The organism is Luteolibacter ambystomatis (assembly GCF_018137965.1).
GTDB lineage: Bacteria > Verrucomicrobiota > Verrucomicrobiia > Verrucomicrobiales > Akkermansiaceae > Luteolibacter > Luteolibacter ambystomatis.
The window spans coordinates 1,453,735-1,470,132 of sequence record NZ_CP073100.1; the positions used below are offsets into that span (position 1 = coordinate 1,453,735).

14 protein-coding genes and 1 tRNA gene are annotated in these 16,398 nt (G+C 62.0%); 5 read left to right on the forward strand and 10 right to left on the reverse strand.

Annotated elements, in window-relative coordinates; all coding sequences use genetic code 11:
* Nucleotides 1–35: 35 nt before the first annotated feature.
* The gene (locus tag KBB96_RS05610) at nt 36–836 is read left to right on the forward strand and encodes an SDR family NAD(P)-dependent oxidoreductase (protein WP_211633291.1); all 801 of its coding nucleotides are present in this window, start codon (nt 36–38) and stop codon (nt 834–836) included.
* Between the two features lie 126 nt (nt 837–962).
* Nucleotides 963–1,124: a hypothetical protein gene (locus KBB96_RS05615; protein ID WP_211633293.1), complete on the forward strand. Its 162-nt coding sequence runs from the start codon at nt 963–965 to the stop codon at nt 1,122–1,124.
* An 81-nt stretch (nt 1,125–1,205) separates the two neighbouring features.
* Here the strand turns inward: KBB96_RS05615 and KBB96_RS05620 are convergent, their stop codons facing one another.
* Nucleotides 1,206–2,540: an MFS transporter gene (locus KBB96_RS05620; protein ID WP_211633295.1), complete on the reverse strand. Its 1,335-nt coding sequence runs from the start codon at nt 2,538–2,540 to the stop codon at nt 1,206–1,208.
* Nucleotides 2,541–2,665: 125 nt separating this feature from the next.
* On the opposite strand from KBB96_RS05620, the gene KBB96_RS05625 reads away from it, so the two are divergent.
* Nucleotides 2,666–3,538, forward strand: a complete 873-nt coding sequence (locus KBB96_RS05625; RefSeq protein WP_211633297.1) for a cation diffusion facilitator family transporter — start codon at nt 2,666–2,668, stop codon at nt 3,536–3,538.
* Nucleotides 3,539–3,706: 168 nt separating this feature from the next.
* On the opposite strand, the gene KBB96_RS05630 is transcribed toward KBB96_RS05625, so the two are convergent.
* Complete coding sequence (locus tag KBB96_RS05630; RefSeq protein WP_211633299.1) at nt 3,707–6,418, reverse strand: PVC-type heme-binding CxxCH protein; 2,712 nt, start codon at nt 6,416–6,418, stop codon at nt 3,707–3,709.
* Nucleotides 6,419–6,541: 123 nt separating this feature from the next.
* Here KBB96_RS05630 and KBB96_RS05635 point away from each other — a divergent pair, with 123 nt between their 5' ends.
* On the forward strand, nt 6,542–6,949 hold the full coding sequence (locus KBB96_RS05635) for a DUF5069 domain-containing protein (RefSeq protein WP_211633302.1): 408 nt from the start codon (nt 6,542–6,544) through the stop codon (nt 6,947–6,949).
* 64 nt (nt 6,950–7,013) lie between these two features.
* Complete coding sequence (asnS, locus tag KBB96_RS05640) at nt 7,014–8,381, forward strand: asparagine--tRNA ligase (protein ID WP_211633305.1); 1,368 nt, start codon at nt 7,014–7,016, stop codon at nt 8,379–8,381.
* Nucleotides 8,382–8,574: 193 nt separating this feature from the next.
* Here the strand turns inward: asnS and KBB96_RS05645 are convergent, their stop codons facing one another.
* The 8 genes from KBB96_RS05645 to mreC form a co-directional block, all read right to left on the reverse strand.
* Complete coding sequence (locus tag KBB96_RS05645) at nt 8,575–9,726, reverse strand: redoxin family protein (RefSeq protein ID WP_211633307.1); 1,152 nt, start codon at nt 9,724–9,726, stop codon at nt 8,575–8,577.
* Nucleotides 9,727–9,845: 119 nt separating this feature from the next.
* Nucleotides 9,846–9,920, reverse strand: a tRNA-Arg gene (locus tag KBB96_RS05650).
* 96 nt (nt 9,921–10,016) lie between these two features.
* On the reverse strand, nt 10,017–10,721 hold the full coding sequence (locus KBB96_RS05655) for an esterase/lipase family protein (RefSeq protein ID WP_211633309.1): 705 nt from the start codon (nt 10,719–10,721) through the stop codon (nt 10,017–10,019).
* A gap of 7 nt (nt 10,722–10,728) precedes the next feature.
* Nucleotides 10,729–11,076 (reverse strand): histidine triad nucleotide-binding protein, encoded by a 348-nt coding sequence (locus KBB96_RS05660; protein WP_211633311.1) that lies wholly within the window; start codon nt 11,074–11,076, stop codon nt 10,729–10,731.
* 108 nt (nt 11,077–11,184) lie between these two features.
* A complete protein-coding gene (locus KBB96_RS05665) occupies nt 11,185–12,774 on the reverse strand; it encodes an Rne/Rng family ribonuclease (RefSeq protein ID WP_211633313.1) in 1,590 nt (529 codons plus the stop codon).
* Nucleotides 12,775–12,820: 46 nt separating this feature from the next.
* The gene (locus tag KBB96_RS05670) at nt 12,821–14,974 is read right to left on the reverse strand and encodes a peptidoglycan D,D-transpeptidase FtsI family protein (protein ID WP_211633315.1); all 2,154 of its coding nucleotides are present in this window, start codon (nt 14,972–14,974) and stop codon (nt 12,821–12,823) included.
* 6 nt (nt 14,975–14,980) lie between these two features.
* A complete protein-coding gene (locus KBB96_RS05675; RefSeq protein ID WP_211633317.1) occupies nt 14,981–15,571 on the reverse strand; it encodes a hypothetical protein in 591 nt (196 codons plus the stop codon).
* Nucleotides 15,568–16,383, reverse strand: a complete 816-nt coding sequence (gene mreC / locus KBB96_RS05680; protein WP_211633319.1) for a rod shape-determining protein MreC — start codon at nt 16,381–16,383, stop codon at nt 15,568–15,570. The genes KBB96_RS05675 and mreC overlap by 4 nt, the downstream gene beginning before the upstream one ends.
* Nucleotides 16,384–16,398: the final 15 nt, after the last annotated feature.

Genomic DNA, 16,398 nt, shown 5'->3' on the forward strand with positions numbered 1-16,398 from the left:
TGGTATTTCGCGGGCATGGCGCTAACATGTGCGCCATGCCGCAATCCCGCCGCTTTTCTTGTGCCCTCGTCACCGGTGCTTCCGCCGGTCTTGGCGAGGAATTCGTCCTTCAGCTTGCGCCGCGTGTCGATTCGTTCGTGCTCGTGGCGCGGCGGGAGGATCGCCTGAACGACCTTTCCGCCACCCTCCGCGCCCGCCATCCGGGCAAACTGATGGAAGTGATTGCGGCGGATCTTTCCCGGCCCGAGGATGTGGCCCGGATTCTGGAGCATCTGCCGGAGCGTGGTCTGGTGCCGGACCTGCTGGTGAACAATGCCGGCCTCGGCGACTACGGTGAGTTCGCGGATTCCGATTGGGCCCGTGTGGAGGCGATGCTGCGGGTCAATATCGAGGCCCTTACCCGCCTGACCCACGGTCTGTTGCCGGGCATGATCCGTCGTGGCGGTGGAGCGGTGGTGAACATCAGCTCGCTGGCCAGCACGCTGCCAATTCCGGACATCGCCGTGTACTCCGCCACCAAAGCCTATGTGACGAGCTTTTCCGAGGCGCTGAGAGTCGAACTGCGGGACTACAACATCCCCGTGCTGGCCGTATGCCCGGGACCGGTGAAGACCGAGTTCGGCGAAGTGGCCCGGCGTTCCGAGGAGGACTCCATCCCGATGAACGCGGCGTTCTACGTGAGCAAGGAACAGGTGGTCGCTGAATCGCTGGCCGCCTTGGATGCGGATCGTCCGCGGCTCTATCCCGGCCTCAAGGTCGCGATCGCCGCAGCGGTCATCACCGCGCTGCCGATGTTCGCCATCCGCCTGATCATCAGCCGCCGCCCGCGGCGCTGAATTTCCGGTGGAAATCTCCCGGAGCCGTGGGACTGTGGTCAGGTATCATCAACTTTCCCGGTTCCGGCCAACCGCCGCCCGGAGCCATCCGAAGGACTGCGGCGGAATTCCAACCACCCACGAGCCATGGGCGACAAGAATCCAAAAGCCAAACGCAAGATGATGGCCCAGAAGCAGCACAAGGTTGAAGAAACCAAACGTGAACACGAACGGACCGCCGAGGAACGGCGTCATGCCTGGGAACACCGGCATGAACACGAACTCGGTCCCGACTTCGGTCACGCCTGATCCCTTCTGAGTTCATCAATGCGTTGTCGCCGCCCGCTCCGGCCGCTTTTACCAGCACGGAACGGGCGGCTTTTTTCTGGGTCAATGCAATGGCAAACCCTTCGATACATCCGCTCCACAGCAGCGGCCACGGTTCCAAGTGCGGAAGGCCCATGGGAAAAACAACAGCGCGGCCACCACGAAACACGGCACCTGCCAGGCCAGCAGCCATGGGAGTGGCTCGCCGGGATGCGAGACGCGGGCATGGGCGAGAGCGGTGGAAAAGGCCAGACTGCACACTCCGTAACCGAGATTGAAGACCAGTCCCTTGACCGATAGCACCGTGGCGCGTTGTGAGGAATCCGCCACGGCATGAAGGGCGCGGCTGATGGTGAAACCGAGATAGCCCATGCAAGGCACCAGCAGCATGGCGGGAACTAGTCCTCCCAGTCCTGGCCAGGCAGGGGCCAAGGCTGCCAATGTGAGAGCGACGAAAATAGTCACCAGCATGAGATTTCCGGGTGTATCAAACTTTCGATTCAAACGTTTTGCGATTGCGGGAACGAAGAGTGTGAGACCGCCGGTGACAGCTCCGATGATGCCGAACGACCACTCCGGAATCTGGATGAGCCGGAAGTATTCGCTCTGGAGGGTCGCCATGTTCCGCACCACGCCATCCACCAGCACGCCGCCCAACACGATCACCAGCGGGCGTGGAGTGGTGAAGACCCAGCGGGCGGCGTCGATGGTGACCCGGAATGCTTTCCGGAGGGTGGGACCGGTTTCCCCGTGAGGGTGGGGTGGTTCGGTCATCCGCAGGGTGATCCACACGCAGGCGAGAGCTTGGATGAGCACCAGAGCCAGAGGCAGGCGGTGGGCGACGGCGACTGGAATGTGGAGTGCCGCCGGTAACAGGCTGTTGAGGAAAGAAGGATCGTAGAGCAGGCCGCCGACGATCATGGCGGCGATGATTCCCGCGGAACGCCAGCGCATCGCGGCCGCCAGCACCCGGTCCCATGCCTCGGCGCGGTTTTCGGGGGGGAGGGAATCGTAAGCGAGGGCCTCGTCGGCACCGCTGGCGGCTGCCTCCGAGGTGCCGGAGAGAACGCGGTTGGCGAGACACAGCAGGAACAACAACGTGCCGCCGTCTTTGGGGGCGATCAGCAGGCAGACCATCTCCGCCACCATGAGAAGGGAGGAAAACACCAGCAGGCGTTTCCGACCGAGGGTGTCCGCAAGCGCGCCGGACGGCACTTCAAAAAGGAAGATCGCCGCGGCCCACACCAGATTGAGAAGGACGAATCGTTCCAACGAGAGGCCGAGATCGGTGAATAGCACCGCTAGGACGGGATAGTAGGCCCGGGAATTGTAGAGCACCGTGAAGAGGATGAACCGGCGTGGATTTGCCTTCAATCGGCTCCGGGTGGGGTCGTCCATGAAAGGATCATCACTCCGTCCTATGGAAATCACGAACGCTTTCGGGATATGGGGGTATTGCGGTTTCCGGGCGGCTGTGCGCAGTCTGCCGCGTGGAGAGGGAGTTCGAAGACCAGAAGCGGGTGATGAATCTTTCGCTGCGGGTGGCGGTACTGCTGCTCGGCACGAAAGTGACGGCCGCGGCATTGACCGGATCGTCCGCCATCTATTCGGACGCGGCGGAGTCGGTGGTGCATTTGCTGGCGGTGGGTTTCGCGGTGTGGGCACTGAGGCTGTCCCACAAACCGGCTGACGAGACGCACCACTTCGGGCACGACAAGGTTTCCTTTCTTTCGGCGGGATTCGAGGGAGCGATGATTTCCGCCGCGGCGCTGCTGATCCTCTATGAAGCGGTACGGCAGGTGGTGTTCGGATTCGAAATATCGAACATCGCCGTCGGTGCCTCGCTCACCGGAGTCGCGGCGGCGATCAATCTCGCACTGGGGCTGATGTTGGTCCGAGTTGGAAAGAAGCGAGGCTCTCCTTTGATTCGGGCCAATGGCATCCACGTGCTCACGGACGTGTGGTCGAGCGTGGCGGTGCTGGTGGCGCTGTTGTTGATCGTGCTGACGAAATGGAAGTGGTGGGACCCCATCGCGGCCAGCCTTGCGGCCTTCAATATCCTGTGGACCGGTTTCAAACTGATCCGTGAAAGCCTCGGCGGTCTGTTGGATGAAGCCGATCCGAAGGTGGAGAAGGAGATCCGCGACTTGCTCACGCGTGAGACGGTGGCGCGTGGCATGACCTTCCACAACCTGCGCCACCGCCACTCCGGACGCACCCACTGGGTGGAGTTCCATCTTCTCACGGATGACGATCTGACCGTGGGCAAAGCGCATGATCTCGCTACTGAGATTGAAGCCGCGGTTGCCGCCATGCTGCATCCGGATGGCCGGGTGATTTCCCATCTTGAGCCGCGTTCCGTGGGCCACCACGACGAGGCATGGGAGGGAAGGTGAGGATTCTCTGTGATTCGGAGGATTACTCGGATTCAGGGGATTTTCAGATGGAGCATTTGTCCATCTGATCCGTGAGATCCTTGGTTTCGGAAGCTGACATCAATGAAACGGCCTCACCGTTTCCGATGAGGCCGTTTGAAGATAGGGATGGGATGTCCTTGGTCCCGATTAGTTGTAGGTCTTCAGCCAAGCGATGACATCGGCGACGTCCTGGGCGGTGAGGCCGAGCTGGTCGGCGGACAGCATCAGCGAGCGATCCATGTGCTTGGTGGAGGCGATGCGGTTCTTTGGGACGGTCTGGGTGACACCACCGGTGGAGGTGATGACCGTCGGGTCGCCGGTGGTGGTCACAAGGCCATCGATCCACTTGCCATCCTTGAGCTGAATGGCGGTGCCTTCGAAGCCGTGAGCGATGTCCGCGGACGGATCAACGATCGAACGGGCGGCCATGTTCGCGCCTTGGCGGGCGACCCAACCCTTGAGATCCGGAGCGTAGTGCGGGCCGGCGTCTCCGATCTGGTGGCACATCACGCAGCGCATGGCGGTGGCCTTGCCCTTGGTGGCATCGCCGGTGAGCTTCAGCACGTCGTCGGGGGTGAAGTTCAGCTTCTCCGGCTTGGCTGGCACCGTGACCTCGGTGAGCTCGATCTTGTCCGGATCATAAATGCCGCGCTTTTTCAGATCATCCTTGAGGTTGAACTTGGCCCATGCGCCGGTGCCCCGGACGAGAAGCCACTTCATGGCGTCGGCCTTGCTCGGGGATTTGTCATCGGCAAGCGTGAGCAGGGCATCGGCCGCAGAGCGGTCATCGATGAAGGACAGCGACTCAACGGCCAGTGCGCGTTGTTCCTTGGTCAGGGCGGTGGAGGAAGCTCGCTCCTTCAGGGCGGTCACGGCCTGTGAGGGCCACAAGCGCCAGGTGAGCTTGGCGAAGTTGTCGCTCCACTTCAGCGGCTGGGTCTGGCCGAGCGCATCGCGCATGCCGGTCCAGACGGCGTTCTCCTGTTCCGCGGCGGCAAGGCCGATCGACTCAAGGTAGTTCTTGTCCTTGCCATCCCAGCCTTTCGCCACCTGGACAAGGATCGGGGTGATCTTTTCGGCGGGCAGGTCGCGGAGTGAAAGCGCCACATCGCGGCGGATGGCGGGCGATGAGTCGCCCGCGAGCTTCTTGGAGTAGGGAATGATGTCCTTGGCGGTGCGGCGCAGGGCGCGGAAGGCCACCAGGCGCATGCGGGTGTCGGAGGATTCCAACAGTTTCTCGCAAGCGGCAACGCCTTGCGGACCGAGATGGGGCAGCAGCCACACGCCACGGGCGGCGATCCACGGATCGGAGTCCTTGGTCACGGCCAGCACGGCGTCGAAGGCTGCGGCTCCCTTCTTCTGGAGGCTGTCGAAGCCGGTCCAGCGGATATTGTTCGCCGGGCTCTTCAGCGCGGCGATGCTGCCGGGGATGGTGGAGAGGTCGACCGGCTGAATCTTCGGTTTGTAGCCTTTCGGAGCGATGCGGTAGATCGTTCCGGAGCAGGAATCGTCCATATCACCATGACCACCCACGCGCGGGTCATACCAGTCGGTGACGTAGAGCACGCCATCCGGGCCGACGACCACGTCGGACGGGCGGAAGAGAACCTTGTCATCACCCTGCTTCTTCACGCCACCGGTGTAGTCCGCACCGGAGAATTCACCGGTGGTATTGGAGGTCATGAAGTCGGTGCGGTCGAGCTTGTAGCCCGCGCCCACCGGTTCCGGCTGGTAGCCGAAGATCACGTTGCGGGCGGCTTCGCAGCTCAGCAGCGTGCCCGCATATTTCTTACCGAGCACTCCATTCTCGTAGAACGCGACGCCGGTGGGGGAGCCACCGCCGTAGAGATCGCCGATGTCGAAGGTGCCGGGATCGTCCTGGCGCCAGTGGGTGCGGCCCCAGTCGGAAACCGGCATCACGGTGGAGACGGTCGGATTCTTCGAGTAGGATGCGCGCTTCACGCTGTTGTAGCTGCGGCCTTCACGGGTGAAGTAACCGGCGGAGCCATACTCGAGGATGTAGGAGGTGCGGCAGGCTGGCGGATCGTCGTTGTCGTTCTGGAAGATTTCGCCGAGCGAGTTTTCGCAGTTCTCGTAGCTGTTGCGGTAGCCGTGGCCGACGATCTCGACATTGGTGCCGTCCGGATTCATGCGGGCGGTGAAGCCGGGCGTCCAGACGTGACCGTCGTCACTCTTCTTGCCGAGTTCCTTCTGGGTGTCCACGGGCCATTCGCCGCCGCCATTCTTGTAGTAGTCACCGGCCATGCGGAAGGTCTTGCCGGACTTGTCGGTGAAGACCGCGCCGCAGTTGCCGTTGTTGATGTACCATTTGCCGTCCGGACCGGCGGTCACGGAGTGGAGGGAGTGGTCGTGGTTGACCGCGTTGAAACCGGTGAGCAGCACCTCGCGCTTGTCCACGGCGGGGTCGAACTTCAGGTCCCGGTTCACGTCGGTATAGACGATGATGTCCGGGGGCTGGGAAACGACGATCTTGTTGTCGAATACCGCGATGCCGAGCGGGGCGATCAGGCCTTTTTCCTGGACGAAAGTGTGGGAGGTGTCCGCCTTGCCGTCGCCATTGGTGTCCTCCAGCACCACCACGCGGTCGCCGTCCGGACGCCGGCCGTTGTGCCTGCGGTAGTTCACGCCCTCGGTCACCCACAGGCGGCCTTTGGCGTCCACGTCCACGTTGGTGGGGTTGAAAAGCTGGGGCGTGGAGGCCCATACGGTGACTTCCAGGTCGTCCGGGACCTTGAATCGCACCGCGGGCACGCTTTCGGCCGGCTTGGAGGGCTGCCAATCCTCGGCCGCGAGGAATGGGGTGGTAATGGCAATAGTACAGAGAACAACTCGGATCATGCGGTCCAACCATACGGACGTTTTTCTATAATCTTAGCCAGAATATTCCGCTGGATGGGGCTATTCGGGACCAAGTTGTGCTTCCTGATCAGGAGAAGTCGCAGGAAGGTGTTCCGGAGTCCGATGAAACTACCTTCTCCCTACGATTGTTTGGCCGGATGCCTGTGGTTGCCCCGGATTCTGGCGAAAGCGCGGCGGCTGGCGGCGGGGACGCTGCCGGATGATTACGCGGCGAGATTCGGTCACCCGACCGGAGTGGACGGCCAGTTCCTGGGGTGGTTTGGCCTGACGAAGGAAGAGATCGTTGCTGCGGCGACTGGTTCGGATGATGAGGCGGCGGTGTGGTTCAACGGACGTTTCAGCAAGGAGGAGATCGACGGGTGGAACCATACCGCGCGGAATCTCGGACGACCGGGCTTTCCGATGGAGGAGCGCCTGCCGATCGCGAAAGCCACTTCCTACGCTCATCTCGATACCACCGGCATCGACAACGTGTTCGACGTGCTGGTGCTGGATGAGAGTGAAGATTGATTCCATGCCCCGGGAAAAATGGCGAGTGCTTGCCGAGCCATGGGGGGGTGGTTAGACACTCATCATGCGCACGCCCATCCGTGAGATCCTGAAATCCACCGCTCCCTATGATGAAATCCATGCCGCCGGTTGGGTGCGGACGCGGCGGGATTCGAAGGCGTTTTCATTCCTCGAACTGAACGACGGTTCCTGCCTGGGAAATCTCCAGGTGATCGCGGATGCGGGTATTCCCGGTTCGGAGGATCTGCTGAAAATGAGCACCGGAGCGTCCGTGCAGGTGGTTGGCAAGCTGGTGGCATCCCAGGGCGGGGGACAGGCGTGGGAAGTACAGGCGACCTCGATCCGTCTGCTCGGCAGCGCGCCGGACGATTTCCCGCTGCAGAAGAAGGGGCACACCACAGAGTTCCTGCGCTCGATCGCGCATCTGCGTCCTCGGACGAACCTTTATGGTGCAATGTTCCGCCTGCGCAGCCGGATGAGTTACGCGGTTCACACGTTCTTCCAGGAGCGCGGTTTCCACTACATCCACACGCCGATCATCACCGCCAGCGATTGCGAGGGCGCGGGCGAGATGTTCCGCGTGACCACGCTTGATCCCACGCAGGCGGGTGCGAAGTCGTTTGCCGATGACTTCTTTGGCAAGGCCGCGCATCTCACTGTATCCGGCCAGCTCGAGGGCGAGACCTTCGCTTGTGCGCTGGGGAACATTTACACCTTCGGGCCAACCTTCCGTGCCGAGAACTCGAACACCTCGCGCCATGCGGCGGAGTTCTGGATGATCGAGCCGGAGATGGCCTTCTGCGATCTCCAAGGGGACATGGATCTGGCGGAGGCGATGGTGAAGTATCTGGTGAAGGAGGCGCTGGAAAAGCAGGATGGCGACCTCTCCATCTTCGGGAAGTTCGTGGACAAGGGCCTGCGCGAGCGACTGGAGTTCGTTGCGGAGAATGCGTTCGAGCGGCTTCCATATACCGAGGCGGTGGAGATCCTGAAGAAGTCGGGCAAGACCTTCGACTACCCCGTCGAATACGGGCTCAACCTCCAGAGCGAGCACGAGCGCTGGCTCACCGAAGAGCACTTCAAGAAGCCGGTAACCGTCTTCAATTACCCGAAGGAGATCAAACCCTTCTACATGCGTCTCAACGACGACGACAAGACGGTGACGGCGATGGATCTGCTGGTGCCCGGTATCGGTGAGATCGTCGGCGGCAGCCAGCGAGAGGAACGTCTGGACGTGCTGCTCGGAAACATGGCGCACCATGGCCTCTCGATGGAGGACTACGGTTGGTACGCCGACCTTCGTAAGTACGGCACCGTGCCGCACGCGGGCTTCGGCATGGGCTTCGAGCGTCTGCTGATGTTCGTCACCGGCATGGGCAACATCCGCGACGTGATCCCCTTCGCCCGCACGCCGGGGCATTGTGAGTTTTGAAGGGGGTGGGATTTTGGCCGCAAAGAGGCGCAAAAGGAAGAGAATCTTCGGCCGGTGATTTTCCTCATCCCTGCGGAGTACAAAAGAGCAGGTGAGCGGTTCTCCTGAATCGTGGCGATCAAATGACGGGTATGAAAAAGGCATGGCGAGATGATCGCCATGCCCTTCATGCAGCCGGTTGCCGGTTGAAGGATCAACCTTCCAGCGCTTTCAGGATCTGCTTGCGCAATTCGACCGGATCCACTTCACCGGATTGGCGCCACACGATCTTGCCACCAGGGGAGACGAGGATGGAGTGGGGGAGGGCACCGGTCCATTCGGAGTCGATGGCTTCGGCGCATTTGTCGGGGTTGCCGCCGGTCCAGTGGTAGTTGCCGGTGGTGCGGCCTTCTTCCTGCAGCGCCTTTTCGTTTTCCTTCACGACCGCGGCATGGCGTCCGGTGAGGAACTTCTCGACCTTGGAGCGGTCTTCCTTGGGGTCGAAGCTCACGGAGATGAATTCGAAACCGCGCGTTTCAAAGCGGCGTGCGGTGTCCACGAGAGTCGGGAATTCCGCCACGCAGGGACCACAGGTGGTGGACCAGAAATTGATCAGGCGCAGGTTCTTCGATGTATTCGCGCGGAGCTTTTTGGCGATCTCCGCATCGAGATCCGCGACGGTCACAGGGCGCTTTTCCCACGCGGCCTGATCGGCGGCGACGGCGTCCTTCTTGGTGAGCCACTTGGTCGAGCAACCGAGCGAGCGCGTCACCGGCTCCTTTACTTCCTGACCGGCCAGCAAGGAATTGATGGCATCGACCACATAGCTCTTTTCCACCGGTGCCTTCGAGCGACCAGCATCATCCATCCGGCCGGTGTAGCGCAGCTTGCGCTCGGCATCGAAGACGAAGACGTGCGGCGTCGATTGCGCACCGCAGGCGATGGCGAAGGACTGGGAGGCACCGTCATAGAGATACGGCAGGGTCCAACCGTGGTCTTTGGCGAAAGGAACCATCTCCGCCTGTGAGTCCCCATAGGGCGAGTAGCCCAGTTCATCCGGACGCAGGCCGATCTCGTTGTTGGAATTGATCGCCACGACTGATACGCCCTTGTCCTTGTAGTCCTGATGGAGTTTCTCGATGCGGCCACCGGCGGCCACCGCATCCGGGCAGTGGTTGCAGGTGAAGATGATGGCGAGCACCTTCGACGAGGAGTATTCGGAAAGCGCGTGCGTTTTGCCATCGATGCCGGGCAGGGAGAAATCCGGAGCCGGAGAGCCGATGGGCAGGACCTTGGGCGCATCCGCGGCGGAAAGGCTCAGCGTGGCCGCGACCCACAGACAGGAGACAGGACGAAGGAGGTTCATGCGGCATCCAGCCAAACGCGCCGGAGCGGGAGGGGCAAATCGAAATCACAAAAACACGCGGCAGTTGTTTTTCGTGAAAGAATCCGCGGTGTCGCGGCGGTTCGCTGCAAGGAAGCGAGTGGTGGTCCCGACAGGAATCGAACCTGTACCTACGGCTTCGGAGGCCATCGTCCTATCCGTTGGACTACGGGACCATCTCCATCGCACCGGCGCTTGCGGTGCGGGCGGAAGTGTTAGCGGCGGTCCCCCGGCTTGGCAAGGAGAAGTCACGGACAATCGCGGCCGCTGGATCAGTGGCTGGCGGCGGGTTTCAGCGAGGCCGTGATTCGGCGCTCGATGTCATCCACGACCGGTGCGGCGCGGGTCATGAGCGGGTGGGCGAGAACGGAGACCTCGACGTTTTCCGCCCGTTTCCAGACACAACTGTCATGCGGCAGAATGACCAGATCATAGGGGCTGCGGTAGGAGACGATCGGCATCCTGCCGAGGCGATCCTGGCTTTGATCGAGGTTTTTGAGAAACTCGCTGCCGGGCAGCAGTTCGTTGGAACCCTTGCCACCGTAGAATCTCGCGGTCTGGGTGCCGTGGTGGGGCGTGGCAACGGTGTAGAGCGCATCGCAACGGGCGGCACCACCGAGTTCCTGGAGATAGTAGCGGGCGACGAGACCGCCCATGCTGAAGCCTACGATGGAAATGCGCTCTTTGGGGCCGTACTGCCGGTCGATGCCCGCCTTGAGTTGTTCGGCCAGCTTCTCCATGCCTTCATGGGCATCAGCCGGTTTCAACGAGGGTGCGTAGCAGGCGATGCCCTTTTCCTCCAGGCGGTGCCGCAGCAGTCCGAAGCTGAGGTTGCCATTCTGGAAAATGCCGTGAACGAAAACGACGCGGGCGCGCCCGTCCTTGAGCGTGCCGGTTTCCGTCGCGGGCAGGCTCGGCACGCAGGACGGCAGCAGCAGTCCTGAAACGAGCGCGAGGAGGGAAAGCAGCCGCTTCATGGGGAAATCAGCCCGGGGGCCAATCGAGGTTGCGTCCGGCGAGAATGTGGACATGGAGATGCGGCACGGCTTCACCGGCGTCCGGGCCGTTGTTGATGACCACGCGGAAACCGGAATCGGCGAAGCCCTCGCGGCGGGCGATTTCCCCGGCGGTCAGCAGCAGATGGCCGAGCACGGCCTGGTCCTCCGCAGTCGCCAGACCCACACGCGGGATCGGCTTGCGCGGGACCAGCAGGAGATGGACCGGAGCCTGGGGCGAGATGTCGCGGAAGCAGACGCAGAGGTCGTCTTCATGGACAATGTTCGCGGGGATCTCCTTGTCGCAGATTTTCTCGAAGAGAGTCTTGTCGGACATCGGTGGCAGTCTTGCACCGGATGTGGCGGGAGGCAAGACGGGCGCCGCGTGCAAAATAAAACGCCCGCAGGGAATTCCTGCGGGCGCTTCTTCGACATGGAGCGGAGATCAGTTTTGCTCGATCGCGCGGTCGGTGGCGGCATCGATGATCGCGAAACGCTCGCGGTGCAGCGACGGGTCCGAACGGAAGATCAGGCGGCCGGAGTGCTGGCGCTCGATGTCGACGAGCAGGTGGCTGTCTTCGGTCTTGAAGCGGTTGAGCACATCGGCATTCACGACCACGACGATGTCGCCGAGTGATTCGCGGTGCTTCTGGATCACCGAATTCAGCTTGCGCTGGATTTCCACGGACATGGTCATGGTGGTTTTCACGCGGCCGCGGCCCTGGCAATAGGGGCAGGGCTCGAACATGGTCTCGCGCAGCGACTCATTGAGGCGCTGGCGGGTCATTTCCATGAGGCCGATCGGGGAGATCTGGAGGACCTGGGTCTTGGCCTTGTCCTTCTTGAGTCGATCCTTCATCGCCTTGTAAACGGCCTGTTGATCCTTGCGGTGGCGCATGTCGATGAAGTCCACCACGACCAGACCGCCGATATTGCGGAGGCGGAGCTGGCGGGCGACCTCGACGGCGGCCTCGACGTTGGTTTCAAGGATCATCTTGTCCACGTCCTTCGAGCCGCGGTTGCGGCCGGTATTGACGTCAATGGAGATGAGCGCCTCGGTTTCATCGATCACGATGTAGCCTCCGCAGGGCAGCCAGACCTGGCGGGAGAATGCCTCGTCGATCTGCTTCTGGATGCCGACCTTTTCAAAGATCGGAGTGGGAGCGGAGGACAGGTGATGGATGCGGCGCTTGGCGCGGCGGGAAATCTTGCCGGCGATCTCGCGGATCTTCTCGGTGGTGGCGAGGTCATCGCAGAGAACCTGCTCCACCTCGTCGGTGAGGAAGTCGCGGGCGGTGCTCTCGATCAGGCCGGGCTCCTGATAGGTGCAGACCGGCGCCGGGTGGCTGTCGCGCTTCGTTTCCACCTCGCCCCATTGCTCGAGCAGCATCGCAAGGTCGCGCACGAAGTGGCGGGCGCGGGTGCCCTGGGCGACCGTGCGCATGATGATGCCCATGCCTTCCGGTACGGACAGCTTCTGCACGATCTTGCGGAGGCGCTGGCGCTCCTTCGGGTCCTCGATCTTGCGGGAGATGCCGAACTGCTCCGTGTAGGGCATGAGCACCAGGTAGCGGCCGGCCAGCGAGATGTTCGTGGTGACGCGCGGCCCCTTGGTGCCGATCGGCCCCTTGGACACCTGGATCATGATTTCGGAGCCGACCGGGTAGATGTCCGGAATGTCCTTCGAGGTGATTTTCTTCTGCTGCTTCTTCGGCCGGCCTTCGCGCTCGATCTCTTCAAGACCGGCATCGAGGGCGGCAGGGATGGCGTCCCAGAAGTGAAGGAAGGCATTCTTGTCCTGGCCGATGTCCACGAACATGGCCTTGAGACCGGGTTCGATGTTCTTGACGCGGCCTTTGAAGATGCTGCCGACGATGTTCTGGTCGCCTTCGCGCTCGACGGTGTATTCCTCGAGAACGCCGTTTTCAAGAAGGGCTACCCGGCGCTCGAGGCGCTCGATGTTGATGATAAGACTGTTTCCCTGCGTCGGGTCGGGCTTGCCGATTCCTAGCAATCGTTTGATGCGTTGGATCATTTGGGTGTGGATGGAAAGGAGTTTCATTGGATGAGGCCTGGGCAGGTCATCGGACCGGGACGGCCTTGGGGATGGTGCCTTCTTCATCGACGCCGGGGTCGATGGTGGGAACAGCGGCGGGAGTGGTTTTTTCGGGTTCGGGCGGAGCGCCGGCGTCATCACCCATGACTTCATCACCGGTATCTTCACCAGCGGTGTCATTCGGATCGGCGGCAGGCAGGTCCTCCAGGGCGGCGATGCTCTCGATCGGCTTCATGTGACCGCCGTATTCCTTCTGAACCTGGAGGGGCAGCTTCACGCCGCGGTCCTTGTTGATGAGTCCGCGGATGAGGTGCTGGACCAGGGGACCCGCGGTATGACCACCGGACCCACCATCCTGCACCATCACGCAGACCGCGTACTTCGGCTTTTCGAACGGGGCGAAGGCCACCGTCCAGCAGTCGTGGGTTTTGAGGATGAGGTTGACCTGGGCGGTGCCGGTCTTCGCCCCGATCTGGATGTCCGGGAGCTTCACGGCGCTGGCGGTGCCGCCTTCGTTCACGGCCATCCACATGCCCTTGCGGATGGTGACGAGATCGGATTCCTTCACGCCCTGCTTGAGCAGGTCGACTTCGATCTTCGGCTTGTCGGCCACGAGGGTGGTGCCATCGGCCGCGACCACCTTCTTCACGATACGAGGTTGATAGTACTTCCCGCCATTGGCGATGGAGGTGACCATCGAGCAAAGCTGGAGCGGAGTGGCGAGCACGCTCTGGCCGATGGAGAAAAGGGCGATGTCATGTTCGGTTACGGGAGCGCCGGGATGCTTGGCACGCCATTCGCGGTTGCCCATGATCACGCCGCCCGCCTCGTTGGGCAGGGGGATGCCGGTGGGTTTGCCGAAGCCGAGCATGGTGAAGCCGTCCGTCATGCCCTTGCTGCCGACGACGCCGGCCAGCTTGTTGAAATACGGGTTGCAGGAGTTCTTGATCGCCACCGGCAGTGTCTCCGAACCGTGCGAGCCGTGGCTCTTGTTCCAGATCCAACATCCCACCTTGGCATTGCCGTAGGAGACGAATCCATCGCAGCTGAACGTGCGGTTGGCATAGCCCTTGATGGCTCCGCTGAGAGCCGTGCCGAGCTTGAAGGTGGAGCCGGGCACGAAGTTGGAGATGCAGCGGTTCAAGAGCGGCTCGGCCTCGTTGCCGGACTTCCTCGCTTTGCTGAAGTCATAGGCCTTCCATTGTTCCGGGTTGATCTTCGGGACGAAATTGTTGGGGTCGAAATCGGGGACCGAGGCCATGGCCAGTACCTCGCCGGTCTCCACATCCATCACCACGGCGGCGGCACGGCCGGCGTGGCGCAGGGTTTCCTCCGCGAGGTATTGGACACGCGCGTCCAGTGTCAGCGCGACCTTGGCGCCGGCACCGGGGCGGACGTAGCCGACCATCCCGCGGATGGCGCCCTTCTCGTCCTTGAGCATCTCGCGCGTCCCTTCAAGACCACGGAGATAGTCGTCCATCGTCTTCTCGATGCCCGCAATGCCCTTGGCATCTCCGATGTAATGGTCGTACTTGCGGTCCGCTCCTTCCGGGATGTCCGCCTTTTCCCAGCTTTTCATGTAGCCGAGGACATGGGATCCCAGTGTACCGTAGGGATACTTGCGCTGGGAGTTGAGGCCCAGATAGACGCCGGGCAGTTCGAGGTTGTGCTCGGCGAACTTCGCAAACTCCTCGTAGGAAAGGTCCGCGCGATAGGTGAAGGGCACCAACCCGTGGTGGGTGACGTAGTGGGTGCGCAGCGCGGTGGCGTTGAAGTTCCGTGCCAGCCCCAGGTTCTGGAGCGGTGGGATCACGGTTTCCAGTACGATGCCGACGATGTCGCGCTCGGTCTTCTCACGCTGCATGCCGTGCTCCAGCACGATGCGTTTGACCTCCGGGCGGTCCGTGTGCTGGCGGCGGTAGGCGGCGTCGATCTCCGCGAGATTGAAGGTTACCTCGTAGTCGCGGATGTTGGTGGCGAGAACGATGCCGTTGCGGTCGGTGATGTCGCCGCGGGTACCGGGTTCGCGGATGGTCACCTTGCTGTCGCCGGGGACCATGCCGAGGTATTTGTCGCGCCGCAGGATCTGGAAGTCGTGCAAACGCATCAACAGCGCTCCGAAGCCGGCCAGAATGCCAGCGGTCAGGAGATAGAGCCGGAAACGATAGCGGGGTTCCATGGCTGGTCAGGTATAGCGTTTGCGGTTGCGGCGCTTGATGCCATCGAAGCGGATCGTGTGCTGGCACCAGTTTGCGATGTGGAACAACAGCCAGAATACCAGAGGGGAGAATAGCATCGTCAACAGCGCGCTGAAACACATCTGCATGACGGTGGCGTGGCTCATCATGAAGCCACCGCGGATGAAGGTGATGAGCGCGTATTCGGCCGCCAGATACAGGAAGATGGCGATGCCGGAGAGCAGGGCGGAGAACTGCCACTTGCCCTGGCGGAAAAGCGGCTGGATGCCCTGCATCAGGAAACCCATGGCGCCGAAGAGAACGATCGAGTAGCCGAAGTGCAGCGCCTCGACCGGGTGGCTGTAGATTTCCGGATCTCCGCCCGCAGGGCCGAGCGTGCATTGTGCATCCCAGAGGAAGCCGCCGAGGAAGGCGAGCAGCAGCATGGTTGGTGTGCCCACCGTGACCGCCGCGCAGAGGAACACGAGCTGCACCAGCAGGATGCGGGCATTGTGCAGGCCGGTCAGCGCGGGCAGGAACTGCTGCACCACGAAGGCCGCCAGAACCAGGAGGATGGTGATGAGGGTGTAGCGGATCACTGTTGTTTGTCGCCTTTGAGCAGTACGACAAAGACTGTTTCCAGATCCGCGAAGTTCACCGAGGGACGGACGAGAGCTTCGGAATCCAGAGAGCCTTTTTCGACGGACTCGACGGTTCCCAAAAGGACATTGGCCGGGAACAAACCGCCCCGGCCGGTGGTGAAGACGCGCTGGCCCTTTCTGACCGTCGCGTCCTTTGACAAAAAGCGTAATCGCAGCAAGGGCGTGCCTTCGAATTGTCCGCGCTGGCCGCTGAGAATGCCAACCTCCGGGGTGCCTTCCACCTTGGCGGAGACCTGGCACTTCTCATCCGTCAGCAGGACCACGCTGGCGCGGTCCTTGCGCACGAGATCCACCTTGCCCACCAGTCCTTCATAGGAGAGGACGGGCAGTTGCGCGCCGACTTTGGCGTCCTCGCCGCGGTCGATCTCCACGGTTTGCCACCAGGTGGTGGGCTGGCGGCGCACGATGCTGGCGGCCACCACGTCAAAGCGGGTGTTCGCGGTGAACTTCACCGCCTCGCGCAGGCTGGCGTTCTCCTTCTCAAGTTCGCGGAAGCGGCTTTCGACGATCTCCAGGCGGCCGACCTTTTTCTCAGCTTCCTGCAGGCGGATTTCGAGTTCCTTGGAGTGCTGTGTTTCCTGCGTCATGGCACGCGCCTTGGTTTCCAAGGTGGAGCCGGACTTGAGGAACGGCGAAATGGCCGCGTAGTAGCGGCTCTGGATCTCACGCACGGCGTATTCATTCCGGGTGAGAGCCCACACGGCCCCTCCCAGGAACAGCAACAGCGCGATCAGGTTTTGCGGCTTCATGGCCAGATCAGCCTG

Coding starts and splice junctions, on each gene's coding strand:
- KBB96_RS05610 (WP_211633291.1), top strand. CDS start 36: ATGCCGCAATCCCGCCGCTTTTCTTGTGCCCTCGTCACCGGTGCTTCC.
- KBB96_RS05615 (WP_211633293.1), top strand. CDS start 963: ATGGGCGACAAGAATCCAAAAGCCAAACGCAAGATGATGGCCCAGAAG.
- KBB96_RS05620 (WP_211633295.1), bottom strand. CDS start 2,540: ATGGACGACCCCACCCGGAGCCGATTGAAGGCAAATCCACGCCGGTTC.
- KBB96_RS05625 (WP_211633297.1), top strand. CDS start 2,666: ATGAATCTTTCGCTGCGGGTGGCGGTACTGCTGCTCGGCACGAAAGTG.
- KBB96_RS05630 (WP_211633299.1), bottom strand. CDS start 6,418: ATGATCCGAGTTGTTCTCTGTACTATTGCCATTACCACCCCATTCCTC.
- KBB96_RS05635 (WP_211633302.1), top strand. CDS start 6,542: ATGAAACTACCTTCTCCCTACGATTGTTTGGCCGGATGCCTGTGGTTG.
- asnS (WP_211633305.1), top strand. CDS start 7,014: ATGCGCACGCCCATCCGTGAGATCCTGAAATCCACCGCTCCCTATGAT.
- KBB96_RS05645 (WP_211633307.1), bottom strand. CDS start 9,726: ATGAACCTCCTTCGTCCTGTCTCCTGTCTGTGGGTCGCGGCCACGCTG.
- KBB96_RS05655 (WP_211633309.1), bottom strand. CDS start 10,721: ATGAAGCGGCTGCTTTCCCTCCTCGCGCTCGTTTCAGGACTGCTGCTG.
- KBB96_RS05660 (WP_211633311.1), bottom strand. CDS start 11,076: ATGTCCGACAAGACTCTCTTCGAGAAAATCTGCGACAAGGAGATCCCC.
- KBB96_RS05665 (WP_211633313.1), bottom strand. CDS start 12,774: ATGATCCAACGCATCAAACGATTGCTAGGAATCGGCAAGCCCGACCCG.
- KBB96_RS05670 (WP_211633315.1), bottom strand. CDS start 14,974: ATGGAACCCCGCTATCGTTTCCGGCTCTATCTCCTGACCGCTGGCATT.
- mreC (WP_211633319.1), bottom strand. CDS start 16,383: ATGAAGCCGCAAAACCTGATCGCGCTGTTGCTGTTCCTGGGAGGGGCC.